At 44.5% G+C, this 24196-nt stretch carries 20 protein-coding genes; 11 read left to right on the top strand and 9 right to left on the bottom strand.

Translation table 11 applies throughout. The features are described 5' to 3' along the window. The first annotated feature begins 3 nt into the window (after positions 1–3). A complete protein-coding gene (locus tag KIH87_RS17485; RefSeq protein ID WP_232359140.1) occupies positions 4–1419 on the top strand; it encodes an FAD-dependent oxidoreductase in 1416 nt (471 codons plus the stop codon). A gap of 77 nt (positions 1420–1496) precedes the next feature. On the opposite strand, the gene KIH87_RS17480 is transcribed toward KIH87_RS17485, so the two are convergent. Continuing rightward, the gene (locus KIH87_RS17480) at positions 1497–2090 is read right to left on the bottom strand and encodes a DUF2238 domain-containing protein (protein ID WP_232359139.1); all 594 of its coding nucleotides are present in this window, start codon (positions 2088–2090) and stop codon (positions 1497–1499) included. Positions 2091–2235: 145 nt separating this feature from the next. On the opposite strand from KIH87_RS17480, the gene KIH87_RS17475 reads away from it, so the two are divergent. The 4 genes from KIH87_RS17475 to KIH87_RS17460 all read left to right on the top strand — a co-directional run bounded on the left by KIH87_RS17475 (position 2236) and on the right by KIH87_RS17460 (position 7041). Next, the gene (locus KIH87_RS17475) at positions 2236–3297 is read left to right on the top strand and encodes an agmatine deiminase family protein (RefSeq protein WP_232359138.1); all 1062 of its coding nucleotides are present in this window, start codon (positions 2236–2238) and stop codon (positions 3295–3297) included. Then, the gene (locus KIH87_RS17470; protein ID WP_232359137.1) at positions 3290–4189 is read left to right on the top strand and encodes a carbon-nitrogen hydrolase; all 900 of its coding nucleotides are present in this window, start codon (positions 3290–3292) and stop codon (positions 4187–4189) included. The genes KIH87_RS17475 and KIH87_RS17470 overlap by 8 nt, the downstream gene beginning before the upstream one ends. A 106-nt stretch (positions 4190–4295) precedes the next feature. Further along, the gene (locus KIH87_RS17465) at positions 4296–5639 is read left to right on the top strand and encodes a M16 family metallopeptidase (protein WP_232359136.1); all 1344 of its coding nucleotides are present in this window, start codon (positions 4296–4298) and stop codon (positions 5637–5639) included. Continuing rightward, the gene (locus KIH87_RS17460) at positions 5623–7041 is read left to right on the top strand and encodes a M16 family metallopeptidase (protein WP_232359135.1); all 1419 of its coding nucleotides are present in this window, start codon (positions 5623–5625) and stop codon (positions 7039–7041) included. Before KIH87_RS17465 ends, KIH87_RS17460 begins: the two co-directional genes overlap by 17 nt. 94 nt (positions 7042–7135) lie before the next feature. Here the strand turns inward: KIH87_RS17460 and KIH87_RS17455 are convergent, their stop codons facing one another. From KIH87_RS17455 to KIH87_RS17425, 7 genes are all read right to left on the bottom strand, one after another. Next, positions 7136–8059: a Dyp-type peroxidase gene (locus tag KIH87_RS17455; RefSeq protein WP_232359134.1), complete on the bottom strand. Its 924-nt coding sequence runs from the start codon at positions 8057–8059 to the stop codon at positions 7136–7138. Positions 8060–8178: 119 nt separating this feature from the next. Next, positions 8179–9867 (bottom strand): gamma-glutamyltransferase, encoded by a 1689-nt coding sequence (gene ggt, locus KIH87_RS17450; protein ID WP_408635768.1) that lies wholly within the window; start codon positions 9865–9867, stop codon positions 8179–8181. Between the two features lie 325 nt (positions 9868–10192). Next, a complete protein-coding gene (locus KIH87_RS17445) occupies positions 10193–11458 on the bottom strand; it encodes an ammonium transporter (RefSeq protein WP_232359133.1) in 1266 nt (421 codons plus the stop codon). Between the two features lie 20 nt (positions 11459–11478). Next, positions 11479–11817, bottom strand: a complete 339-nt coding sequence (gene glnK / locus KIH87_RS17440; protein WP_232359132.1) for a P-II family nitrogen regulator — start codon at positions 11815–11817, stop codon at positions 11479–11481. A gap of 288 nt (positions 11818–12105) precedes the next feature. Beyond that, on the bottom strand, positions 12106–13272 hold the full coding sequence (locus KIH87_RS17435; RefSeq protein WP_232359131.1) for a tetratricopeptide repeat protein: 1167 nt from the start codon (positions 13270–13272) through the stop codon (positions 12106–12108). 241 nt (positions 13273–13513) lie between these two features. Beyond that, positions 13514–15157 (bottom strand): endonuclease, encoded by a 1644-nt coding sequence (locus KIH87_RS17430; protein ID WP_232359130.1) that lies wholly within the window; start codon positions 15155–15157, stop codon positions 13514–13516. A gap of 235 nt (positions 15158–15392) precedes the next feature. Further along, a complete protein-coding gene (locus tag KIH87_RS17425; RefSeq protein WP_232359129.1) occupies positions 15393–15899 on the bottom strand; it encodes a DUF2244 domain-containing protein in 507 nt (168 codons plus the stop codon). A gap of 123 nt (positions 15900–16022) precedes the next feature. Here KIH87_RS17425 and KIH87_RS17420 point away from each other — a divergent pair, with 123 nt between their 5' ends. Further along, positions 16023–16403 (top strand): GFA family protein, encoded by a 381-nt coding sequence (locus KIH87_RS17420; protein ID WP_232359128.1) that lies wholly within the window; start codon positions 16023–16025, stop codon positions 16401–16403. Positions 16404–16566: 163 nt separating this feature from the next. Here the strand turns inward: KIH87_RS17420 and typA are convergent, their stop codons facing one another. Further along, positions 16567–18408 carry a translational GTPase TypA gene (gene typA / locus KIH87_RS17415; protein ID WP_232359127.1) on the bottom strand — a complete coding sequence of 614 codons (1842 nt, stop codon included), beginning with the start codon at positions 18406–18408 and terminating at the stop codon, positions 16567–16569. A gap of 428 nt (positions 18409–18836) precedes the next feature. On the opposite strand from typA, the gene glnA reads away from it, so the two are divergent. From glnA to KIH87_RS17390, 5 genes are all read left to right on the top strand, one after another. After that, entirely contained in the window at positions 18837–20246 is a 1410-nt protein-coding gene (gene glnA, locus KIH87_RS17410) for a glutamate--ammonia ligase (protein ID WP_232359126.1), read from the top strand. A gap of 182 nt (positions 20247–20428) precedes the next feature. Beyond that, positions 20429–20971 carry a DUF4124 domain-containing protein gene (locus tag KIH87_RS17405; RefSeq protein ID WP_232359125.1) on the top strand — a complete coding sequence of 181 codons (543 nt, stop codon included), beginning with the start codon at positions 20429–20431 and terminating at the stop codon, positions 20969–20971. A gap of 87 nt (positions 20972–21058) precedes the next feature. Next, positions 21059–22126 carry a nitrogen regulation protein NR(II) gene (gene glnL / locus KIH87_RS17400; protein ID WP_232359124.1) on the top strand — a complete coding sequence of 356 codons (1068 nt, stop codon included), beginning with the start codon at positions 21059–21061 and terminating at the stop codon, positions 22124–22126. Then, the gene (gene glnG / locus KIH87_RS17395) at positions 22123–23541 is read left to right on the top strand and encodes a nitrogen regulation protein NR(I) (RefSeq protein WP_232359123.1); all 1419 of its coding nucleotides are present in this window, start codon (positions 22123–22125) and stop codon (positions 23539–23541) included. The genes glnL and glnG overlap by 4 nt, the downstream gene beginning before the upstream one ends. Before the next feature lie 91 nt (positions 23542–23632). Further along, positions 23633–24052 carry a hypothetical protein gene (locus tag KIH87_RS17390; protein ID WP_232359122.1) on the top strand — a complete coding sequence of 140 codons (420 nt, stop codon included), beginning with the start codon at positions 23633–23635 and terminating at the stop codon, positions 24050–24052. The last annotated feature ends 144 nt before the right edge of the window (positions 24053–24196 follow it).

Genomic DNA, 24196 nt, shown 5'->3' with positions numbered 1-24196 from the left:
ATAATGGCAAAGAATGTATATCAATTCGTAGATGTTGAACGTATCGATCCGCCGAAGAAGCCTATTGACGTGCGTCGTGCAGAGTTTGGCGAGATCTATCATCCACTATCGCAATCGCAAACCGAAGGTCAGGCCGATCGTTGTCTGGACTGTGGCAACCCGTATTGTGAGTGGAAATGTCCGGTGCATAACTTCATTCCTCAATGGCTGAAGTTGGCGAACGAAGGACGAATTCTTGAAGCTGCGGAGTTATCACACAAAACAAACAGCTTGCCTGAAGTCTGTGGACGCGTATGTCCGCAAGATCGTTTGTGCGAAGGCGCTTGCACGCTCAATGAAGATTTTGGTGCGGTTACCATTGGCAGTATTGAGAAATATATTACTGATACCGCATTCGCAATGGGTTGGCGCCCGGATATGTCGGAAGTGGTCGCGACAGATAAAAAAGTCGCTATCGTTGGAGCTGGCCCTGCCGGGCTCGCTTGTGCCGATATTCTGGTACGTAACGGTGTGAAGCCTGTGGTCTTCGACAAATACCCAGAAATTGGCGGCTTGTTAACCTTTGGTATTCCTTCATTCAAGTTGGAAAAAGAAGTGATTCAGCGTCGCCGCGACATCTTTGAAGGCATGGGCGTTGAGTTTGTGCTCAATACCGAGATTGGCAAAGACGTGAGCTTCCAGGATTTACTGGATCAATACGATGCCGTGTTCCTGGGAATGGGAACTTACAAGTACATGAAAGGTGGATTCGATAACGAATCGGCTCCCGGCGTGTATGACGCGTTACCTTTCCTGATTGCCAATACCAACCGCGTGATGGGTCTGGAAAAAGATCCCAACGATTACATCAGTATGGAAGGCAAAAAGGTGGTGGTGCTTGGCGGTGGTGACACTGCCATGGACTGCGTGCGTACGTCTGTGCGTCAAGGCGCGGAGCAAGTTATTTGTGCTTATCGCCGTGACGAGGAGAACATGCCTGGTTCTCGCCGTGAAGTGCAAAATGCTCGTGAAGAAGGGGTTGAGTTTCAATTCAACGTTCAACCGTTGGATATTGCCCTTGATGAGAATGGCAATACCTGTGGTGTGAAATGTGTTAGAACCGAATTGGGCGCGCCCGACAGTGCTGGGCGTCGCAGCCCGCAAACCGTGCCTGGCTCTGAACACATTGTTCCTGCGGATGCAGTCATTATCGCTTTTGGATTCCAACCCAGCCCGGCTAACTGGTTTAGCGACTTCGGTATTATATTGGATGAAAAAGGACGAGTGCGCGCACCTGCTGGTGGCAAATACGCATTCCAAACCTCTAACCCGAAAATCTTCGCGGGTGGTGATATGGTTCGCGGCTCTGATTTGGTGGTCACCGCCATTGATGAAGGGCGTAAAGCTGCCGACGGCATTATGGATTATTTGGGCGTTTGATAAGCCTGATTATCTCATGATTAAAAATTCACAAAGGGTTGCTTCGGCAACCCTTTTTTATTCTTTGCCAGCTCTGGTTAGTTAACCGTCTTAAGCTGCTTATCATGCAGTTTGCTTAATGTTGTCAGGGCAATGATCGCGCCAAGCATCGCAAACCCCATATCTGACTGGGTATCCCAGACATAGCCTTGGGTTCCCAGAAATGCCTCTGCTCCTTCCCCCGTAGCTAATGCCACCCACCATTCAATCAGTTCATAAAACGCACTAAAGGCGAGACAGAAACTGACAATAAAGAAAAATTGCCATGCATTTCCTCTGATAATTTTCTTTCTCAGAACAATTTCTCTAGCGATGATTGCGGGAACAAAACCCTGAACAAAGTGACCAACTTTGTCATAGTTATTTCTACTGCTGTCAAAGATATCCCTGATGTGGTCGAAAAGAGGTACTTCGGCGTAAGTGTAGTGCCCACCAACCATTAAAATCAGGCAATGAAATAGAATAAGGATATAAAGTAAGGGCGTTAGCCGAAAAGAACGATAGGTTAAAGCAAGCACGACAGCGCCTATGAGTGCAGGAAGAACTTCCATGAACCATGTGAATTGGTCTTTGGGATTTATCCCTGACCAAATCAATACTGCTGTGAAAGTAGAAATCCAAATTGCCGGCATCGTTCTGCTCCATGACAGATTAAACTTTTAATCTGTTTGCCATCATACTATTTTCTTACGCGTTCATGCATTTGCTATTTTGCGGCAGCAAGCTCTCACTGCTACAATTCGTGCAATTTTCTTTGTCAATTTTCAAAACACCTCAATGCAGCAATTATTACCTGAATGGCATACACAAGAAGCCGTGTTATTGTCCTGGCCTGATGCACAAACTGATTGGCAGCCTTGGCTTGCTGATGTGCGCCAGACTTATTTGAATATTATTAGTACCTTGAATGGCAACAACACACCGGTTGTGATGTTGATCCGGGAACAAGAAATCGAAGCTTGTCAGCAGCTTATTGCGCAGACGATGCCGGAATCTATTACCAAATTACTTCTGCTTCCTGCGGATTACAATGACACATGGATCCGCGACTATGGCTTTCTAACCTGTACGAAAAATGGTGAATTTCAGCCTGTGAGTTTTCGTTTTAATGGTTGGGGTAACAAGTTTAATGCCAGTAAAGACAATCAGATGAACGAAATGGTGTTGGCGACATTATGTCAGCAGCCTATGCAAGTGGTTGATTTTGTGCTGGAAGGCGGCGCGGTAGAAATTGATGACGAAGGCCATCTATTAACGACCGAGTTATGTTTATCCAACCCAGAACGTAATGGGCAGTTTGAACTACAAAAAAACCAACAGTTATTGCAACAAGCGTTGGGTGCCAAGCAGGTGACGATCTTTAAACATGGTCATCTGGAAGGTGATGATACTGACGGACATATCGATACCTTGGTGCGCTTTACCCAAGCCAAAGGGCTGGTTATTCAATCCTGTTTTAATCGACCTGACGACAGTCATTATGAAGGCTTAAGTGCTCTGGTGAACGAAGCGAAGGCTCAGTTACCTGAGCATAAAATTTTTGAATTGCCCTTGCCTTACATCGAGAATGAAGATGGTGAGCGCTTACCTGCTTCTTATGCGAACTATCTAATCAGCAATGGCGTCGTTCTGGCTCCCGTTTATGGCGAGAAGGAAGACGAAGCCGCGATTGAGGTATTAAAGCAGGCTTACCCTGATTTCACGGTAGTTGCCATTAATTGTCGCCCCTTGGTACAACAATTTGGCAGTTTACACTGCATTTCCATGCAAGTACCCTGCGGTACATTCAAACCAGAGATAACCCAATTAGCGAACTCGGGGATCCACATTTATGAGTAATTCAAGCAACCTGCTCAAAGTAGGCTTGGTGCAACAAGCTGTTGCTGATAACAACAAACAGGCCAACTGGCGACGTACGGCTGAAGAAGTTAAAAAATTGGCGGATGAAGGCTGCAAACTGGTGTTGCTGCAAGAATTACATAGCACCTTGTATTTTTGTCAGGAAGAGAATACCGAGTATTTCGATTTGGCAGAAACCATTCCCGGCGCGGCAACTGATTTCTTTGGTCAGTTAGCGGCTGATTTGGATATCGTGTTGGTGACTTCCTTATTTGAAAAGCGCAGTGCAGGCTTATATCACAACACCGCAGTGGTGTTTGACGGTAAAGAAGGGATGGTTGGACAGTATCGCAAAATGCACATTCCTGATGATCCGGGCTTTTATGAAAAGTTCTATTTCACTCCGGGCGATCAGGGTTTTGAGCCTATTCAAACCCGTGTCGGCAAGTTAGGTGTATTAGTGTGTTGGGATCAATGGTATCCCGAAGCGGCTCGTTTGATGGCAATGGCGGGCGCTGAGATCCTGCTGTATCCAACCGCTATTGGTTGGGATAAGACAGACACGCCAGAAGAGCAAGCACGTCAGCATGACGCCTGGTTTACTGTTCAACGTGGTCATGCCGTGGCGAATTCTGTACCTGTGATCGTTGCTAATAGAACCGGCTTTGAAGCTTCACCCATTGACGGCTATCCTGGAATTCAATTTTGGGGACAAAGTTTTATTAGTGGCCCTCAAGGTGAAGTATTGGCTAAAGCGCCTTCTGACGAGGAATGCAACCTTGTTGTTGAACTCGATATGCAACGATGTGAATCGGTCAGACGCATTTGGCCATACTTTAGAGATAGACGCATTGATGCATACTCTGATATAACCAGACGCTGGCGCGATTAAAATAATTAACCGACGAGTGTGATTTTCGGGTTTAATTTTGTTTAAACCCAATGATGTATAGATGTGAGTCGTGCTTGTCGGTTGTTGTACGGAAGCTGGTGATAAAATGCGACTCAAAATACTCAAACCCTGCTTGTTGGTTTTTACTCTTCTTCTATCTCAAGCAGGTTCGGCAGTGACTGTCGACGATGTTCATACGTTTACTCTTAAAAACGACATGAAGTTTTTGGTGATGGAAGACGATTCCATTCCCAATGCAACCTTGTATATTTTCTGGAAAGTGGGCTCTCGTAATGAAGCCCCAGGCACCACGGGAATAGCCCATTTTTTTGAGCACATGATGTTTAATGGAGCGAAAAAGTACGGGCCGAAAATGTTCGATAAGGTGATGGAAGCGCATGGCGGTTCCAACAATGCCTACACCTCGGAGAACGTTACCGCCTATATGGAATGGTTCCCGGCTGATGGTTTGGACAAGATGTTTGAACTGGAAGCAGACCGTATTGCCAGCTTGTCTCTGGATCCCAATATTGTAGAGAGTGAACGCGGAGTGGTGACATCTGAGCGTTTAACCGGATTGGAAAATTCCAATTATCGAACTATTTGGGAAGAGGTGAAGAGTGCCGCTTTTCGAGCTCACCCTTATAGTTGGCCTATTATTGGTCACGCGTCGGACATTGAAAACTGGACGATGCAAGACCTGAAAGAATTCCATCGAATCTATTATGCGCCGAATAATGCGGTTGCCATCGTTGTTGGTAACGTCAAGGCTGATAATGTAAAGCAATTGGCGAAGAAGCATTTTGAGTCTATTCCCAAACAGGAAGAACCCAAGTCTGTTCACACTGTTGAACCTGAACAGAAAGGGGAGCGCAGAGTCTATGTGCATAAGCCATCGGTGACATCCCCTAACATTATGATGGGCTATCATATTCCGGCGAACCAGCATAAAGACTTTTATCCCTTGGTACTGCTTTCTGACATTCTGACCGAAGGCAACAGTTCTCGCTTAGTGTCTAAATTGGTGCACGAAAATGAGTTGGCAATGGATGTTGGCACTGATGTTCCTGATAGTATCGACCCTAATCTTTTTTATCTTTATGCCATTGCCAGTCAAGGGGTATCTGCCGCTGAGCTGGAAACCGCTGTTCTCAAGGAAATTGCCCGTGTTGCAAAACACGGAGTAACAGAAGAAGAGTTGCAGCGTGCGAAAAACCAGCGTGAAGTCGCTTTTTATCGCGACATTGCCACTATCAGTGATCGCGCGAATTTGTTGGGGAACTATGAGATCTATCATGGTAGTTATCGCAAGATGTTCTCTGCTCCAAATGATTTTGCCAAAGTGACAGCTGCCGACATTCAACGAGTAGCGGCTACTTATCTCACCAAGAAAAACCGTACCGTAGGTGTGTTGGATTCCAGGGAGGATAGTGATGAATTTGATCTCTAAATATCGCGTTATTTCTTTGCTCTTGATTGGCTTTAGCTTTGTTGCCAGAGCTGAAACGACAAGTTTTAGTTTGCCTGATTATCAACAGTTGACTCTGGATAATGGTTTAACGGTTTATTTAATGGAACAACATGAAGTACCTACCATTGATGTGAATATTGTTGTCAATGCCGGTGCTGTTGAAGATGGAAAGCTGGCAGGTTTGGCTCAGGCGACAGCGCAAGGATTAATGTTTGGTACAGAAAAGCTCGAAAAACAAGCGCTGGAACAATTTCTTGAATTTCGCGGTGCAGAAGTTGGTGCCGATGCCAGCTTGGAATATAGCGCATTAAGTGCTTCTTTTCTGGCTCGAGACAGTAAAGATGTGCTGCCCGTGCTTGCTGATTTGCTTCAACGTCCGGTATTTAACGAAGAAGAATTCTCCAAGCACCAGAAACGTCATATTGATGAATTAATGCAACGTAAGGAAAGTCCCCAAAGTGTTGCAACCGATTACTTTCATCAAATGATTTACGCCGATTCGCCGTACAGTAATATCGTTAACGGTACTCAAGATTCCGTTAAACAACTCACGATCCAATCCTTGTGGCAGTTTTATCATTCATTCTATCGACCAGAAAATACCGCAGTTATTATGGTGGGAGCCTTCGATAGTAAAGATATGTTGCAGCAAATTAAATCCTTGTTTGGTCACTGGAAAGGCAAAGCACTTGAGTCTGAAAAATTACAAAAAGTGTCACTGAATCGCCCAGCAAAGTTAACTCAAAGCCGTGTGTTGTTAGTGAATAAATCCGATTCTCGCCAAAGCACCTTTTATATTGGTGGACATGGAATTGAATACAGCAACAAAGAATACATTCCTTTGTTTGTGGTTAATACCATATTGGGCGGCCGTTTTACTTCCTGGTTAAATGACGAATTGCGCGTTAACGCAGGGTTAACCTATGGTGCTCGTAGTAGTTTTAACGTTCATAAGGTGGCGGGTAGTTTCCACATATCAACCTTTACCGATACTAAAACGACAGAAGAAGCGATTGATTTGGCACTAAAAACCTATGCTCGTTTGTGGGAAAAAGGCATTGATGCCGAGACGCTAAGTTCAGCTAAAGCCTACGTAAAAGGCCAGTTTCCACCGAAATTTGAAACCAGTGAGCAACTCGCCAGTTTATTACAAGGCATGTTTATTTATGGCTACGACAAAGACTTCATTAACCAGTTTCAGGAAAAGGTGGATAGCCTCACCCTGAAAAAGACCAAAGAGCTTATCAACACCTACTTTCCTCAGGATAACCTGCAATTTATGGTGATTGGTAAAGGTGATGAAATCCGTGATGTGCTGAAAAAGTATGGCAAAGTCACCGAAGTGGATATTAATCAGGTGGGGTTTGAGGTTGCTTTTTAAAGTTTGTATTTAACCTGAGCCGCGCAGTTCAGGTTTATGTGCCGCGTGGTTCTATGCGGCACCTTCTCCCATTCTAAAGGCATTCTAAGACGAACTAAGACATTCCCTGAAATTTAAGAAAATCTACTGACGGAGCGAAGAAAGCCGCGCCCGTTTCTGCGGTAGTGTAGTCCATGAGCTTGTCGTAGTTGCCGTGGGCATCACCGAAGATCATGCTTTCCAGCATTTTGGTAAAAGGTTGTGGGCTTTTTGCGCAAGAGACAAAGAATAATCCCTGCTCTTTCATATCACCATACGGCATGCTTTGGCGTAGAATTTCAATGCTATTGCCATTGGCATCTTTCAGATTAGTGCGTTTGGTGTGAGCAAAGGGCTTTTTCATCTCGCTGGCAAATTCAATGTCGTCGGTTTTAGTGCGACCAAAGATTTCTTCTTGATGCGGTACATCCAATTGGTTCCATTTGCTCAAATTATGGCGATAGCGTTGGATGTGGATATAACTGCCACCGGCAAATTCAGGATCTTCATCACCGATAATAGCAACGTCGAGCTTGTGCATGCCTTTGGGGTTTTCTGTGCCGTCGACAAAACCGGTCAGGTCACGCCCATCCAAAAAGCGGAAGCCTTTAATTTGTTCGACTAATTCTACATGGGGCTTTAATGCGTCGTATACGGCGGTTCCCATTGCATGGCATATGTCTGCGCGATCAGCGCGCATTTGAATGAACAGGTCGCAAGGTACTACCGGGGCGTGTCGATCTTCACAATGCATGTCTGGAAAGGGGGCTAACTCTGCGGGTAAGAAGCCGGGGTACAATTCCATCCAGTAGTTACTGCCGATAGCAATCACACCCGACACCATTGCCTCGTAATGTTCGTCGTCATAGTGATCAAAAATATTGAGAATTTGCGCCAAAATACGGCGAACTTCTTCGTCATGATCTTCATGAACATTAAACATCAGGTAGAGTGCGTGCAGATTCGGTTCGGCACATATGCCTTTTTGTGCTTGCGGCATGCAGGGTTATCCAGTGCGTTGAATATATTGATTTTTAAACGGGCATCAGGTTATACCTAACCCGATGCCAAATTCAACTTACTTTTTAGTGCGCTGTTTGGTTCAGCGTATCAGAGGGGTTAATAACCTGCGGCGTGCCCGTCTTTACGGCTTTCCGAGGCACCGAAATAGACACCGGTTTTGGGGTCTCGCATGATGGCTTGGTAGCCGCCAAACCAGCCTGAAACTTCTCTTAACACATGGCCTTTTTCTATTAGTTCCCGGCGCGTACCTGCACTGAATCCATTTTCCAGGCTTACGTAACCGCCATCTTCCATGATTTCGCCTGTTGGCTGGCTTGAGCCGCTATGTAAAATGCGAGGCGCATCGCCAGCTTCTTGCAGGTTCATACCGAAATCGATCAGGTTCATCACGATTTGAGCGTGCATCTGTGGTTGAGCGCCGCCGCCCATTACGCCAAAACTCACCCAAGGTTTACCATTTTTAGTGATAAAAGCCGGGATGATGGTGTGAAATGGACGTTTGCCGGGAGCATAAGCGTTGAAGTGGTCTTCCTGCAAAGCGAAGAGTTCGCCACGGTTTTGCATGATGAAGCCTAACCCGTGTGGTGTCATGCCCGAGCCCATACCGCGATAATTACTTTGAATCAATGACACCATGTTGCCGTCTTTGTCGGCAGTGGTCATGTAGATGGTGTCACCTTCGTATGGGCCTGCGTCGTAACGTTTGGCTGCTTTGTTGGCGTCGATCAGTTGTTTACGTTGTTGAGCATATTTTTTCGAGATCAGCCAATCAACCGGGGTTTGGTTAAAGGCCATGTCTGAATAGTATTTGGCACGGTCTTCGAAGGCTAATTTCTTGGCTTCAACGAAGGTGTGGATGTATTCATCGCTGCCAAAGCCCATGCTTTCGACATCATAAAGCTCCATAACATTGAGAATTTGCAGTGCAGCAATACCTTGCCCGTTTGGCGGTAATTCCCACACATCATAACCGCGATAATTGGTGGAAACCGGATCTACCCAGTCAGAGGTGTGGCTGGCAAGGTCTTCATAAGACAAAAAGCCTCCTTGTTCTTTCATATAGGAAGCAATAATTCGAGCGATGTCTCCTTTATAAAAGGCATCGCGTCCACCACTGGCAATTTTTTCATAAGTTGATGCCAAACCGGGGTTTTTAAAGATTTCGCCTTTACGGGGTGTTCTGCCATTGGGCATGTAGGTTTCTCTGAATCCCGGATACTTACTCAATCGTTCGACTGAACGATCCATATAATACGCAATGAGCTCGCTAACCGGGAAACCGTCTCTGGCATAACGAATGGCTGGTGCTAGCACTTCAGACATAGGTAACTTGCCGAACTTTTTGTGTAGTTCAAACCAGCCGTCGACAGCACCAGGAACTGACACGGGTAGAGGGCCATAAGAGGGAATGCTTTCTAATCCAAGGGATTTAAAGTGGCTCATTTCCAAAGATTTGGGAGAGCGGCCGGAAGCATTCAGGCCATGTAGTTTTTTGCCTTTGGCATCCCAGACCATCGCAAACAGGTCTCCGCCAATACCATTGCCTGTCGGTTCCACTAAACCTAACATTGCGTTGGCTGCAATTGCTGCATCAATGGCGTTACCGCCTTGTTTCAGAATATCCAGAGCAACTTGTGTTGCCAGTGGTTGGCTGGTGGCTGCCATGCCATGTTGAGCGATGACCTCTGAACGACTAGCGAAATGTTTCCCGGTCACACGGTCATAAGCTTGTGCCGAACTCATACAAAAAAGCGCAACCATGAGGCTGCTGATAATTCTTAACATTCACTTCTCCCAACAGATCAATGCATTTCAATAACATAGGTGCATCAATTAAGTATGCACGGAATACTAGCACTGTTCATGAACTATGCCAGCATGAAGATAGGGATGGTATTTATTTGAGGTGATATGGCGGCAATTTACGATCAATTTGTGAACAAACAGTTTGAATCATTGTGTACGGAAAATAAAAAGCCCGGTTTTAGCCGGGCGAACTCTTAACAAGATCGGAGGTGGTATCCTTTGAGCCGATATTCCACAGGACAAAAATATCGGCGGAGGTACTTCTAATAATTTTAGTGCTATCGGAGTTAACTATAGGTTTAGCTTACTGACGTACACTGAAGTCTGGGTATGCTTCCAAACCACAATCTACGATATCCAAACCTTTATATTCTTCTTCTTCAGTTACGCGTAGACCCATGACTGCTTTCAGTACCAACCAGGTGACGAAGCTAGTGCCGAATACCCAGATGAAGATAGTGGCTGCGCCGATTAACTGACCAGAGAAAGTCACTTCGGTGTTAGTGAAAGGCACTACCATTAAACCGAAGAAGCCAACTGTACCGTGTACTGAGATTGCACCAACCGGATCGTCGATTTTCAGTTTATCCAGGCCAATGATTGAGAACACCACCAACAAACCACCTACAGCACCAATAATGGTTGCTTGTAATGCAGTTGGAGTAGAAGGTTCTGCAGTAATGGCAACCAGGCCAGCTAATGCGCCGTTTAGAGCCATTGTCAGGTCAGCTTTCTTAAACAGGACTTTGGCAAGCAATAGCGCTGCAATTGCACCACCTGCGGCGGCGGCATTAGTGTTAAGGAAAACCATGGCTACTGAGTTGGCATTGGAAATATCGCCCAGTTTCAATACAGAGCCACCGTTGAAGCCGAACCAGCCCATCCACAGGATGAATGTGCCCAACGTGGCTAATGGCAGGTTAGAGCCCGGGATTGCGTTTACACGACCGTCAGAGGTGTATTTACCTTTACGAGCGCCTAGTAGAAGCACGCCGGATAAAGCTGCAGCAGCGCCTGCCATGTGTACGATACCTGAACCGGCGAAGTCAGAGAAACCTAGGTCGCCAAGTGTGTACATACCGAATACCGCAGAGCCATTCCAGGTCCAGCTACCTTCCATTGGGTAGATGAAACCCGTCATCACAACGGCGAATGCAAGGAAAGTCCAAAGCTTCATACGTTCTGCAACCGCACCCGATACGATAGACATTGCTGTTGCAACGAATACCACCTGGAAGAAGAAGTCTGAAGCGCCAGAGTAAATCGCACCGCCTTCAAAACCGTCTTCACGACCAGCGAATTCAGCTAATGTACCTGCTACATCAACATCTGCAATGCCTGATAGGAACAGGGTTTTGTCGTACATGATCATGTAACCACAGATCAAATACATGGTGCAGGAAATAGCATAAAGAGCGACGTTTTTGGTCAGAATTTCAGTGGTGTTTTTGGCGCGAACCAAGCCGGCTTCCAACATGGCGAAACCTGCCGCCATCCACATAACCAATGCACCACACATCAGGAAGTAGAAGGTGTCTAGTGCATACTGTAAGTGATAAGTCTGTTCCATTATATAACCTCCAAATGGAATTAAATTGCGTCGCCGTCAGTTTCGCCTGTACGAATGCGAACTGCGTGCTCAAGGTCATAGACGAATACTTTACCGTCACCAATTTTGCCTGTTTTGGCAGCATCAACGATGGCTTCAACCAATCGATCTACATGATCATCCTGTATAGCAATTTCGAGTTTGATCTTCGGTAGAAAATCCACTTGATATTCTGCACCACGGTATAGTTCAGTATGTCCCTTCTGGCGACCAAAGCCCTTGACTTCGGTGACAGTTAAACCGTCGATACCGATTTCAGAGATGGCTTCTCGCACATCATCGAGCTTAAAAGGCTTTATGATGGCACTTACTAGTTTCATAACATCGCTCCCAAATAAGTGTGTTTGATCTTGATAACTCTTGTTCAGGATGTAACAAAACTTGTGCCATTAAATATATCTATTAAAAATCAATTGGTTATGAGTTTTGTGTAATATATTTCTTGCGATAATGCACAGATTTGGTGCGCATTAATTGTGACTTTGTTAGCAATTGGTGCAAAATTCATCAGCGGAAGAAAAAACTCCCGATTTCCTGTTGCTGACAGCTATCGAAAATTGGGAGTTCTAAAGTTTGGGGTGAAGGAATAGAGCCGAAATAGCTCGGCTCTAGAGGCTGGCTAACAGATCCATTTTTCCTTGGTAACGCTCACGTTCATCTATGTAGTCAGCGTTACGAGCGGCTTTTTTCATGTAGTAAAGGCTGCGTTCCTTGTCACCAAGGCCGTAATAGCTTTTGGCTAACCCGAAGTAAAACATGTGCTTGCTATTATCAATGCGAATCGCGCGTTTGTAGTGAGTAATGGCTTGCTCCCACTCTTCTTTGTCCAGCATTTCTTCACCCAAAATGTAGTGGTAATAAGGGTTCGCTTTTCGTTTTTCTTCGATGCGCGCCATGATCTTGTCTGCTTTATCGAAACGGTTTAGGCGCTTATGCAGCAAAGCCAGATTTTCCCATACTGTTAAATCATTTTCGTCTAATTTAATGGCGTGAAGAAAGGTCTTTTCTGCCCAATCATAATGTTCGGTCATGCGATATAGCGTACCCAGGTTTGTCCAGGATGACTGGAAACTTAGGTCGCTTAATATGGCACTGCGAAAATAGGCATAGGCTTGAGTGAAATCTTTTTGTATCAGGGCGTCAGCGCCTTTGTTGTTGTAAAACATGGCGATGATTCGATTCACTTTGGCATCGTTTTGAGGGAAGTGTTGCTTGCGCGCCAAAGGGTAGAAATCAACGATTTTGCCTGTTGCACTGAAATAATATTGATCCTTACCGACCTTGGGGGTAAGTCGTACGTTGATATGACCGTTTAAAAAGCTGTAGCCATCTCGACGTGTCCAGTATTCAGGAATTTGAACCTCCTGAAAGTCGACATTTAAGTCAGCTTCTTTTGCCAGGGCATAGGTCATAATCGACATGGAAAGACAGTTGGCAACCTTATTATCAAAGGTGTCGGCTGCGATGGTATTGGCATTGTTCAGGTAATAGAGATTGATATCCGAATGATCGAAAATGGCTTTTAGCAGCTTGTCTATTCGCTCCGCAGGATCTTTTTCACCGAGAAGTCGGCGAGCGACAAAGCGCTTTGCGTCATCATTCAATGCAAAAATTTGTTCGGGGGATTCGATAGTAACCTTGGTGTACTCTGGAAATGAGAGATCCAGAAATTGAGGAATGTTCTGCTCGCTTGGTACTTGAGTTGTCTGAGTTGATTGGCAACCCAATAGTCCCGCGCCAAGCACGAAAAACAGGAATAAACGTAGTGCTGTCATAGTTACCTCCACCCTTTATCTAAACTTAGCGGTTCTTGGCATGGCTCGCAATGTTATTCATCGCGCTGCTATTTGAGTTTATCCTATGTTGTTTTTTTAATATAAGACCAATATTTGCACAGAATGTTTCATTCTCCTGTCAGGTTTAACACTTTTCAGATGTTTCATAACGATAACTGCAATAAAAAAGGGAAGTCGAAGCTTCCCTTTTAAAACGAAGATGTGAATTCTTCTAAATCAATTAGTTGCCCCAGATTTCAGTAACGAATTCAGGATGGTCAACGAATGGATTACGGTTACCTTGGAAGGTTTGTGCAGCATTGTTGCGGTCAATCTCTTTTTGACTAACCGGATCTTGTGTATGCCACAGTTTCAACATTGCTAACGTCCAAGCTTCAAACACTTGCGTATTTGTGCCGTTGAGTACGTCATTTGAAGAGGTGCTGTTCGTTTCCCAACCTGCGATACGGTCTTCATAGCGCGTTGCCATGTAGAAGTAGGCGCGAGCCAGGTCACCTTTGAATTCATCAATTGGCTCAAAAACAGTACCTGTGTAGCCAATACCTGAACCTGTACCCAGTTTAGAACCGTTGTTTGATGTGTAAGAAGCAGAGCCGACTTCACCGTATGGGAAGCTGCTACGTCTGCCGTTTACATAACCGTCAGAAGCAAAGATGTGATGAACATCTGAGTTCATTGGTTCAATAGCACCACCAAACCAGCTACGAGGGAAAGAGTGCTCACGGTTGTAACAGTTGCCTTCACCGCTGTATGTGCCGCATTGATCAGTGCTCTTAATGTAGCTGTATGGGTCGCCGCCAGTTGGGTTTTCTGAATAGATGTCCAAAATAGTGCCATCATTTTCATAGTAACGGTCGATCTCATTCGCGCTATAGAAAGTCCACAGAGCGCTATACCCTTGGGACGTATGAGTCTTGATGATGTTGTGTAGTGCGGTTTTCAAAGCATAGCCAGTTAAACCGGAGGCGTTTTGGTAATAACCGGTAAGGTCGCCGGAACCACCGCCGCCGCCACCGCCGCTACCAGCGCCGATAGTAAATGCTTTGGTTTCAGAGCTGGTGAAGCTGCTGCCAGAAACCAGTGTTTGACCACCGCTGGTGATGCTGTAAGCACCATTACCGAAGCTGCAGCAAATGCCGTCGCCGTAACTATCGTAAATAGTGAATGTGTAGTCACCATCAGCTAAACAAAATTCTTCGTTGTAGCTGGTATTGCTAGCATAACCATTGCCAGAATATAGCGTGGTGTTGCTGCTGTCTTTTACGTCCCAGCTGGTTTCGCTGCCGTAGTTGTCTGTGGTCAGGCTGAATGTTGCAGCGGTATTGGCACAGCTGCCACCGCCACCACCGCCACCACCTGAGCCGCCACCAGAAGTATCAGTAGGTAAGAAGCTATCTACATAAACCACTTCAGAGCCATCGAAGCCAGTTTGATCATAAAAACGCAAACCCACTTCAAGAGTACCAGTTGTACTTGCCGTGTATGAATAAGTTAGCTCTTGCCACTGATTCGTGAGTGAATTATTGGAATAATTCAGGTAGTTACCAACATATAGGCGAGCCTGAACATTACCTTCAGTGTGATAAATGCGAACACTGAAATCGTAGGTTTGACCAGAAGTTACGTTGATAGTTTGACGGAAATCGGTTGAAGCCTGAGTTCCCGTGTTTACTGTAATTTTGGCTGATGAACTGCCTGTGTATGAGTAAGTGGTAGATTGGGCAACGCTGATACCAGAGTCAATAGTTGTCCAGCCGGTAGGGGTGCTGCCTGACCAATTTTCGAAATCACCGTTCGACACTTGTGCCATGGCAGTTTGACTACAGCATAATGCAATTAATGCTGCCGAGACTGTTCTTTTCATGTTTCTCTCCGCCTAATAATTGTTATTAATGTTTAAAAAAGCGGCGCACACTATATATGAGTAAAATGACAGTTTTTGTTATTTTTTATGTCAATACGCACGCTTTGGATAAATATTTTCTATTAAGTTGGGTAAAAAAGAAACAAATAATTACATTTTGAGAAAAGAAAATAAGACTAGCTAATAGCGTTAAGAAATAATGTTAAAGAAAATAGCTTTTGAGATGTTAGGGTAATTAAATTACAAGTTGTATGTTTTTCTTAATATTTTTTATTGGAAGACCCAGTAGTTTTAACTCATCTATCATAAGTTTCTTGTCATCAATATTTAAGTAACGTCCTAATTCCAGACGTTGTTTGTCATCAACCAAATGAACACAAGGGGGATCTTCGGGATGTCGAACTTCCATAATCAGCACTTTTGTTGCCTCTTTGTTTAATGTCCAACTTAAGGTTGGCGCCTTAATTCCTGATTGCACCAAAATGTGGCTTTCGGTCACTTGAACTACTTCTTTTCGATGAGTCATTTGAGTCACATAGTACATAACAAAGATAAGCAACCCGACTTCCAAACCGGCAAACGGCAGAATCAACCAGGCTCCTACAAAGGCCCAGGCAAAGGCAATACATAGGCAAACCGACGCGAATATCCACATAAGTAGCTTTACTTGCTTCCAGCTGGCTGATCGATTGGGATACAGCTCTAGGCGTGTTCCGTCGGTTACTTCTGTTTTAATTAGCATATTGGGTTGATTCCGGAGCTCGCTTTTTAATATTGAAACTTATGATAGATTTTCTGCTTCAGTATTTTTAATCTTAGCGCAGTGTAAAGATTAATTTTGATATCAACCAGGGAAATAAATTCAATGATCTATTCAGGTAGTTGCCATTGTGGCGGTGTGCAGTTTCAGGTAGAGGCACCCGAAGAAATTGAAGTGGAACATTGCAACTGCTCAATTTGTAGCAAGGCTGGTTATCTTCATCTTATTGTGCCTTTAAGTAAGTTTAAATTGCTGCAAGGTGAGGAGCTTATTAATACTTATACATTCGGTTCTGGAATAGCAAAACATACTTTTTGTAAGGTGTGTGGAATTAAACCTTTCTATACGCCACGTTCAAATCCTGACGGTATCGATATCAATGTTAATTGCTTGGATGTCCGACCTGTCAAAATTAATATTGTTGAATTTGATGGACAAAATTGGGAGGAAAATGCCCACGTATTAGCTCATAAATCAAAAGAATGATTAGGGTAATAATGTAGGAAAGGTGTCATCTATCCCTGCAATGAAAACGGGAATTAAATCAAAGCTGGAATTGTCGGTTCAAATAGGTAGATAAGTAAAAGAAAGGTCGCACTTGGCGACCTTTGTTAAAACACTTCAGTAATAAATTTCAGGTTTAAATGACCTAGTCTTTATTCTTTTCGCGTGATGCGCGTTTGCGGTCATTTTCAGTTAACAGCTTCTTACGCATGCGAATACTAACCGGTGTTACTTCAACCAATTCGTCGTCGTCAATGAATTCCATTGCTTGTTCTAATGACATTTTAATTGGTGGTGTTAGTGTTTGGGCTTCATCTGTACCCGCTGCACGAATGTTGGTTAGTTGCTTGCCTTTTAGTGCGTTTACTGTCAGGTCGTTGTCACGGCTGTGAATACCAATGATCATACCTTCATAAACTTCTACACCGTGTCCGATGAATAAGCGACCACGTTCTTGCAGGTTAAACAGAGCATTGGTAAGAGCTTTACCGGGAGCATTGGCAATCAATACGCCGTTCTTACGCTGACCGATGTTGCCACCTTTATAAGGGCCATAATGATCGAATGTGTGATACAGCAAACCAGAACCTGATGTCATGGTCATGAAATCAGTTTGGAAACCGATCAAACCACGGCTTGGGATGATGAAGTCAAGACGAACACGACCTTTACCATCTGGAGACATGTCTTTTAGTTCCGCTTTACGGATCCCAAGCTGCTCCATAACGGTGCCTTGGTTTGCTTCTTCCACGTCAACCGTTAGTGTTTCAAAAGGTTCCTGTTTTTCACCATCAATTTCTTTGATGATAACTTCAGGGCGAGAAACCGCTAATTCATACCCTTCGCGACGCATGTTTTCGATCAGGATACCAAGATGTAATTCACCACGGCCTGAAACACGGAATTTATCTGGATCGTCGGTTTCTTCAACGCGCAATGCCACATTGTGAACCAATTCTTTTTGCAAACGCTCCAAAATGTTGCGCGACGTTACAAACTTGCCTTCTCTGCCCGCAAATGGGGAGGTGTTAACCTGGAAGGTCATGGTTACTGTCGGTTCATCAACTGACAATGGCGGTAATGCTTCAACCTGACCCTGAGCACAAATGGTGTCAGAGATTTTTAACTCACCCAGACCTGAGATTGCAATAATGTCGCCCGCTTGTGCGCTCTCGACTTCATAACGATCCAGACCAAGATAGCCAAAGATTTGGCCGACTTTACCGTTACGAGTTTGGCCTTTGGCGTTCACAACTGTAACCGGTTGGTTGACTTTCACTGAACCGCGCGTAATACGACCAACACCGATAACGCCCAGATAAGAGTTGTAATCCAACTGGGAGATTTGCATTTGTAATGGGCCGTTCACATCGGTCTTGGGTGGTGCAACCTGATCAATGATGGTTTGGAACAAAGCGGTCATATCTTCGCCTTGTACGCCTTCTTCTAAGGAAGCCCAACCATTGATCGCAGACGCATAAACAACCTGAAAGTCTAACTGATCATCAGTTGCTCCAAGATTATCAAACAGGTCAAATACCTGATCCATAACCCAGCTTGGTCTGGCTCCTGGCTTGTCTACCTTGTTGATAACAACAATAGGCTTCAAACCTTGAGCGAAGGCTTTTTGCGTCACAAAACGAGTTTGTGGCATTGGGCCTTCCTGTGCGTCAACCAACAATAAAACGGAATCTACCATCGACATGATACGTTCTACTTCACCACCGAAATCGGCGTGTCCAGGAGTATCTACGATGTTAATTCGGTAATCATTCCAGCGAATGGCAGTGTTCTTTGCCAAAATGGTAATACCACGTTCTTTTTCAATGGCGTTGGAGTCCATTACACGTTCTTCTACACCGCCGCGGCTTTCTAATGTGCCGGACTGTTGCAACAACTTATCTACAAGTGTAGTTTTGCCATGGTCTACGTGTGCGATTATGGCAATGTTGCGTAATTTTTCGATCGAATCGTTATTTGCACTCATTCGAGTCATCTCTTAACTATAAATTTTCTGGAACTTCCAGACGTCATGAATTTGCAGGCGGCGGATTTTACAGCTTTACTTAACGTTTTGCGATGAACATTTGAGCTTTTTTTAGATTCGTCATAAAAACATCATTTTGTCGCAGGAAAGTGTGATCTTGGGGCAACGTCGGAAAGCAAAAAAGAGCGATGCATTGAAATGGTGCAATTGCGCCTCATGCTGGTGCATTTTGTTGCTGGGTATCTTGATTACCCTGTGGCAATAGCTTGATTTATAAAGGGTTTATTGTGTCACCAAGTTGGCACAAAATTCGCTTGATGCTTCATCAGTTCAGGAAAACGCATGATATCTTTCCGAAAACCAAATTTTGACCAAATTTTTCATGGTGTGGTGCACACCATGAGCTCGTTATCCATCTGGAGGAAAATATGTCCGTAGAAAACGCGCTGGATCTTATCAAAGAGAGCGAAGCCAAGTTTGTTGATTTACGTTTCACAGATACTAAAGGTAAGGAACAGCATGTTTCTATTCCTGCTAGTCTGGTAGATGAAGAGTTCTTTGAAGAAGGTAAAATGTTCGATGGTTCTTCAATCTCTGGTTGGAAAACTATTAACGAATCCGACATGGTGTTGATGCCTGATCCAAATTCTGCGGTTTTGGATCCGTTTTCAGAAGAAGTTCAAGTCAACATTCGTTGTGACATTCTTGAGCCTGCTACCATGCAAGGTTATGACCGTGACCCACGTTCTGTTGCCAAGCGCGCAGAAGAGTATTTGAAATCTACTGGTATTGGTGATCAGGTTTTCTTCGGTCCTGAGCCAGAATTCTTCTTGTTTGATGACATCCGTTTCCACACTGATATGAGTGGTTCTTTCTATAAGATTGATTCTGAAGAAGCAAAGTGGAAATCAGGTGTTGAAGTTGAAGGCGGTAACCTTGGTCACCGTCCAGGTGTTAAAGGTGGTTACTTCCCGGTTCCTCCTGTTGATTCATTCCATGACATGCGTGCAGCGATGTGTTTGGTAATGGAAGAAATGGGCTTGAAAATTGAAGCTCACCACCATGAAGTGGCAACAGCGGGTCAAAACGAGATTGCAACTCAGTTCAACAGCTTGGTAACTAAAGCTGACGAAATTCAAATTTATAAGTATGTTGTGCATAACGTTGCTGATGCATACGGTAAAACGGCGACTTTCATGCCTAAGCCAATTGTTGGTGACAATGGTTCTGGTATGCACTGTCACCAATCAATCAGCAAAGATGGCGTGAACATCTTCGCAGGTGACAAGTACGCTGGTTTGTCTGATGAAGCACTTTACTACATCGGTGGTATCATCAAGCATGCTCGTGCTTTGAACGCTTTCACTAACCCTGCAACTAACTCTTATAAGCGTTTGGTTCCTGGTTTTGAAGCACCTGTTATGTTGGCTTACTCAGCACGTAACCGTTCTGCATCAATTCGTATTCCACACGTAACCAGTGCTAAAGCACGTCGTATCGAAGTGCGTTTCCCTGATCCGGCAGCTAACCCGTACCTTGCATTCGCTGCAATGTTGATGGCAGGCCTTGACGGTATCAAGAACAAGATTCACCCTGGTGATTCAATGGATAAAGACTTGTACGATTTGCCGCCGGAAGAAGCAGCAGATATCCCAACAGTGGCCAGCTCTTTGGAAATGGCTTTGGACGCGTTGGATAACGACCGCGAATTCCTTACAGTTGGTGGCGTAATGAGTGATGACATGATCGACGCATACATTGCACTTAAGCGTGCAGATGTTGAGACATTGAACATGACGACTCACCCTGTTGAATTCGATATGTACTACAGCATCTAAGCTCAGTACCTTATCTTTTTAGAGAGCCCGTTTTTAGCGGGCTTTTTTGTGTTTGAATGTATGCCGGTTAATATCGACTGTGGTTATTAATCTTCATACATGGCTCGGGTTTGGATCTTTTACTTATCGGGAATTAGCAGCTACCCTATCGCCATTAACCTTTCGGATCATTTATCAGGCTGATGACTCATATTGTTCGCTATCTATTGCTTATTTTTCTTGTAGTCAGCGCAGCAGCTTACGCGACTATCTATAAGCGAACATTGGAAGATGGCACGGTGATTTATACCGATATACCTACGCCTGACGCCGTTCCTGTTGAGGAGAATCAGCTGCAACAGAATGTGATAGAAACGTCAAAGCCCTCTATTGGTGCAGTGAAAAGTGGTGCAACAAAAACACCTCAGGCACCAATACCCACACCGAAGAAAATCTATAAGCTAACAATTACCCATCCTCAACCTGAAGCCACAATACGCAACAATGCGGGCGCGCTGACTGTTTCAGGAAAGATCACTCCTAATGCAGGAGGTTTGTTCCAGTTGCTGATTGATGGTGAGGTTATGGCCTCGGCTAATCAGCCCCAATTCCAGCTCGAAGGCATTAATCGCGGGGCTCATAAAATACAACTTCGATTAATGGACAACAAAGGCAAGCTAATTGCATCTAGTCCAATACATCAAGTGTATTTTCATAGAGCTTCTGCACTAAACCAAGCCAATTAAGGGTTTCAAGAGCTCGGCTCTACTGTCTTAGTACAAGTTTTATTGAGGGGTGCACTTTTTTGGTGCAACCAGCTACAATTTGTCATTATGAGTAGAACAATAACGAACGAATTATTATTGGATAGCTTAAAAACAGCGGTATTGATTTTGAATCAAGAGCTGGTTATTCAATATGCAAACAACGCTGCTGAATCAATGTTTGAATTGAGTAAAAACCAATTACACAATCAGCCATTGTTGCAGTTTTTGGTTAATGATGATCTTAAAACAGAGCGTCTGCGTCATGCTATTGAGCATCATGAAAGCTACACCGAAGGTGAGCTACAACTGATCTTCAGCACTGGGCGACACTGTGTAGTGGATGCCATTATCAGCCCCTTTGATCGTTGCGATACTCCGGCTTTATTGCTGGAACTAATTCCTATTGACCACCAGAGAAAGCTGTATCTGGATAATCAACATTGGGCGCACCATAAAGCGGCAAAAGAATTAATTCGAGGCTTGGCGCATGAGATTAAAAACCCTCTGGGGGGCATTCGAGGTGCGGCTCAGCTATTGGGTAAAGAGCTTCATGACGAAGAGCTAAAAGAATATACCACTCTGATTGTTGAGCAGTCTGATCGCTTAAGAAACCTGGTTGACCGCTTACTTGGCCCGAATGCAGTACCTAAATTCCGTATGCAAAATGTGCATCGAATTATCGAGCAAATTCGCACGTTAATCAGTTTGGAGTGTGGTGACGGGGTTTCGGTAGAACGCGATTACGATCCCAGTATCCCCGACATGCTATTAGATGAGGACATGCTGCAACAGGCTGTGTTGAACATTGCCAGAAATGCACTGCAAGCGCTCGAAGGCAGAGGCAATATTTCCTTTGTTACACGTATTCAACGCCAGCAGATGATCTACGGAACCCGCTACCCACTCTGTGTGGAGATCAAGATCGTTGATGATGGGCCGGGCATTGCGGAAGAAATTCGAGATACCTTGTTTTATCCCATGATCAGCACCAAAAGTGATGGTTCTGGCTTGGGGTTATCTATTGCTCAATCACTGGTTGAGCATCACCAGGGCAAAATTGAAGTAGAAAGTTGGCCTGGACACACCGTTTTTAGCATTTTGCTTCCTATTAACAGACAGGAGTCTACTTCATGAATTCTGCACCAGTTTGGATCGTCGATGACGACAGCTCAATTCGCTGGGTATTACAAAAAGCATTGCAGGCAGCCAACATTGAATGCTTTAGCTATGAGAATCCAGAAGATGTGTTGCATCAAATTGAGATGGGAAGCTATCCCGAGGTGATTGTCTCTGATGTTCGCATGAAGCAAATGGACGGGATGCAACTGGTGAGTGAAGTTCATCGCATCCAGCCAGATATTCCTTTTATTATCATGACAGCGCATTCGGATTTGGACAGCGCGGTCAGTGCGTACAAAAGTGGGGCGTTTGAATATTTGCCCAAGCCTTTTGATATGGACGAAGCGGTTCATATTGTACAAAAAGCCCTGTCTCATGCACGTAGTCAGAATAAAGCGCGTAAACAGGAAGAGAATACCTTTCGAACCGAAATTATTGGTGAAGCTCCTGCCATGCAGGAAGTTTTTCGCGCCATAGGTCGACTATCTCGTTCCAGTATCAGCGTGCTCATTAATGGTGAATCAGGCACGGGAAAAGAGCTGGTTGCACAGGCATTGCATAAGCACAGTCCTCGTTCTGACAAAGCCTTTATTCCTTTGAACATGGCAGCAATTCCCGCCGAGCTGATCGAATCTGAATTGTTTGGTCATGAAAAGGGCGCGTTTACCGGAGCGCAAACAACACGACAAGGTCGTTTTGAACAGGCCAATGGCGGCACTTTGTTTCTGGATGAAATTGGAGACATGCCAGTAAAGGTGCAAACTCGTTTGCTAAGAGTGTTGGCTGATGGGCAATTCTATCGTGTTGGTGGGCATGATCTGGTGTCGGTGGATGTGCGTATTATCGCCGCGACTCACCAGGATTTGGAAAAGCTGGTTGGCGAAGGTAAATTCCGGGAAGATTTGTTTCATCGACTTAATGTTATCCGAATTCATCTGCCTACATTGTCTGAGCGCAGAGAAGACATCGTTCCATTGGCGAGTCACTTTCTAAATGCCGCAGCAGAAGAACTGAAAATTGAAACCAAAACCTTGTCGAAAGAAACCGAAAAGCTGATTGCTCAACTGGCTTGGCCGGGCAATGTTCGTCAATTGCAAAACGTCTGTCGCTGGCTAACGGTGATGGCGAGCGGAAAAGAGATCTCTCCTGATGATTTGCCACCCGAAATACAAACTCAACCTGCTACGTTAAAGACGGTCGTGAGCGGTGGAAGTTGGCAAGACAATCTCACGTCATGGGTGTTTGAACAATTACAGGCTGGCAAAAACAACATACTTAATGATGCTCAGGAGGAGTTTGAAAAAATCATGTTGCAGCAAGCACTTAAATATACTCATGGGCATAAGCAAGATGCTGCAAAGCGCTTGGGATGGGGAAGAAATACCATCACCAGAAAGTTAAAAGAATTGGGGATGTTGGAAGGACAATAAGGTATTTGATTTAGAAACGGCAATGTTGTTTGTTCTTGTTATCCGGTAAAGACGGGATATTATTGCCATAGAAACAACGACAGAGTTCATAATGAAAATACGCTTCTTTGCAGTAATTTCACTTCTGGTTAGCTTAAATTGCCATGCTGATATTCAGGCTTTATTAGTCGGTGTTTGGGGTTCTTCCGAAGATGAAGGCAAGACCTTCACCAGCTTTGATGAGTATACAAAGAAGGGGCAGATTTTGTCCTGGGGATACCTTGCGGAGATCTCACGTTATTTTGAGTTGGAAGCAAATTATAAAATTATGGGGAGTTCTCCCTATTATAGCTGTGTTGAAATCACCTATTCCTCCGAGCCTTCATTAGTTCCTGCTGGCGTTAAATGGTGCGATGAAATTGTCTATATAGATGCAGAGCGCTTTATCTATAAAAGTGATGATGGACGCTATAACACTTTGTATCGCGTGAGTGAGTTTAATCCTGCTCCCGAGTTTCGGGATAAGTTGTGAAATGACTTGGCTGTTTATGAATAAACGTGCTTTAAAGGACAACTGGGCATAAATTTTAATGCATCTGATTGGGTATTATTAAAAGCAGGGAGAGTAGGATATGACTAACAATTCAGCCCGCAGGGATTGATACATACAGTGTTG

The organism is Paraneptunicella aestuarii (assembly GCF_019900845.1).
Taxonomy (GTDB): Bacteria; Pseudomonadota; Gammaproteobacteria; order Enterobacterales; family Alteromonadaceae; genus Paraneptunicella; species Paraneptunicella aestuarii.
This window is presented reverse-complemented; position numbering and strand designations above follow the sequence as displayed.

What these genes read in the sequence shown, in the direction of transcription:
- KIH87_RS17390 (WP_232359122.1), top strand. Translation starts at nt 23,633, where the DNA reads ATGAAAATACGCTTCTTTGCAGTAATTTCACTTCTGGTTAGCTTAAAT.
- glnA (WP_232359126.1), top strand. Translation starts at nt 18,837, where the DNA reads ATGTCCGTAGAAAACGCGCTGGATCTTATCAAAGAGAGCGAAGCCAAG.
- glnG (WP_232359123.1), top strand. Translation starts at nt 22,123, where the DNA reads ATGAATTCTGCACCAGTTTGGATCGTCGATGACGACAGCTCAATTCGC.
- ggt (WP_408635768.1), bottom strand. Translation starts at nt 9,867, where the DNA reads ATGTTAAGAATTATCAGCAGCCTCATGGTTGCGCTTTTTTGTATGAGT.
- glnK (WP_232359132.1), bottom strand. Translation starts at nt 11,817, where the DNA reads ATGAAACTAGTAAGTGCCATCATAAAGCCTTTTAAGCTCGATGATGTG.
- KIH87_RS17485 (WP_232359140.1), top strand. Translation starts at nt 4, where the DNA reads ATGGCAAAGAATGTATATCAATTCGTAGATGTTGAACGTATCGATCCG.
- KIH87_RS17405 (WP_232359125.1), top strand. Translation starts at nt 20,429, where the DNA reads ATGACTCATATTGTTCGCTATCTATTGCTTATTTTTCTTGTAGTCAGC.
- KIH87_RS17455 (WP_232359134.1), bottom strand. Translation starts at nt 8,059, where the DNA reads ATGCCGCAAGCACAAAAAGGCATATGTGCCGAACCGAATCTGCACGCA.
- KIH87_RS17445 (WP_232359133.1), bottom strand. Translation starts at nt 11,458, where the DNA reads ATGGAACAGACTTATCACTTACAGTATGCACTAGACACCTTCTACTTC.
- typA (WP_232359127.1), bottom strand. Translation starts at nt 18,408, where the DNA reads ATGAGTGCAAATAACGATTCGATCGAAAAATTACGCAACATTGCCATA.
- KIH87_RS17420 (WP_232359128.1), top strand. Translation starts at nt 16,023, where the DNA reads ATGATCTATTCAGGTAGTTGCCATTGTGGCGGTGTGCAGTTTCAGGTA.
- glnL (WP_232359124.1), top strand. Translation starts at nt 21,059, where the DNA reads ATGAGTAGAACAATAACGAACGAATTATTATTGGATAGCTTAAAAACA.
- KIH87_RS17430 (WP_232359130.1), bottom strand. Translation starts at nt 15,157, where the DNA reads ATGAAAAGAACAGTCTCGGCAGCATTAATTGCATTATGCTGTAGTCAA.
- KIH87_RS17475 (WP_232359138.1), top strand. Translation starts at nt 2,236, where the DNA reads ATGCAGCAATTATTACCTGAATGGCATACACAAGAAGCCGTGTTATTG.
- KIH87_RS17465 (WP_232359136.1), top strand. Translation starts at nt 4,296, where the DNA reads ATGCGACTCAAAATACTCAAACCCTGCTTGTTGGTTTTTACTCTTCTT.
- KIH87_RS17460 (WP_232359135.1), top strand. Translation starts at nt 5,623, where the DNA reads ATGAATTTGATCTCTAAATATCGCGTTATTTCTTTGCTCTTGATTGGC.
- KIH87_RS17470 (WP_232359137.1), top strand. Translation starts at nt 3,290, where the DNA reads ATGAGTAATTCAAGCAACCTGCTCAAAGTAGGCTTGGTGCAACAAGCT.
- KIH87_RS17425 (WP_232359129.1), bottom strand. Translation starts at nt 15,899, where the DNA reads ATGCTAATTAAAACAGAAGTAACCGACGGAACACGCCTAGAGCTGTAT.
- KIH87_RS17480 (WP_232359139.1), bottom strand. Translation starts at nt 2,090, where the DNA reads ATGCCGGCAATTTGGATTTCTACTTTCACAGCAGTATTGATTTGGTCA.
- KIH87_RS17435 (WP_232359131.1), bottom strand. Translation starts at nt 13,272, where the DNA reads ATGACAGCACTACGTTTATTCCTGTTTTTCGTGCTTGGCGCGGGACTA.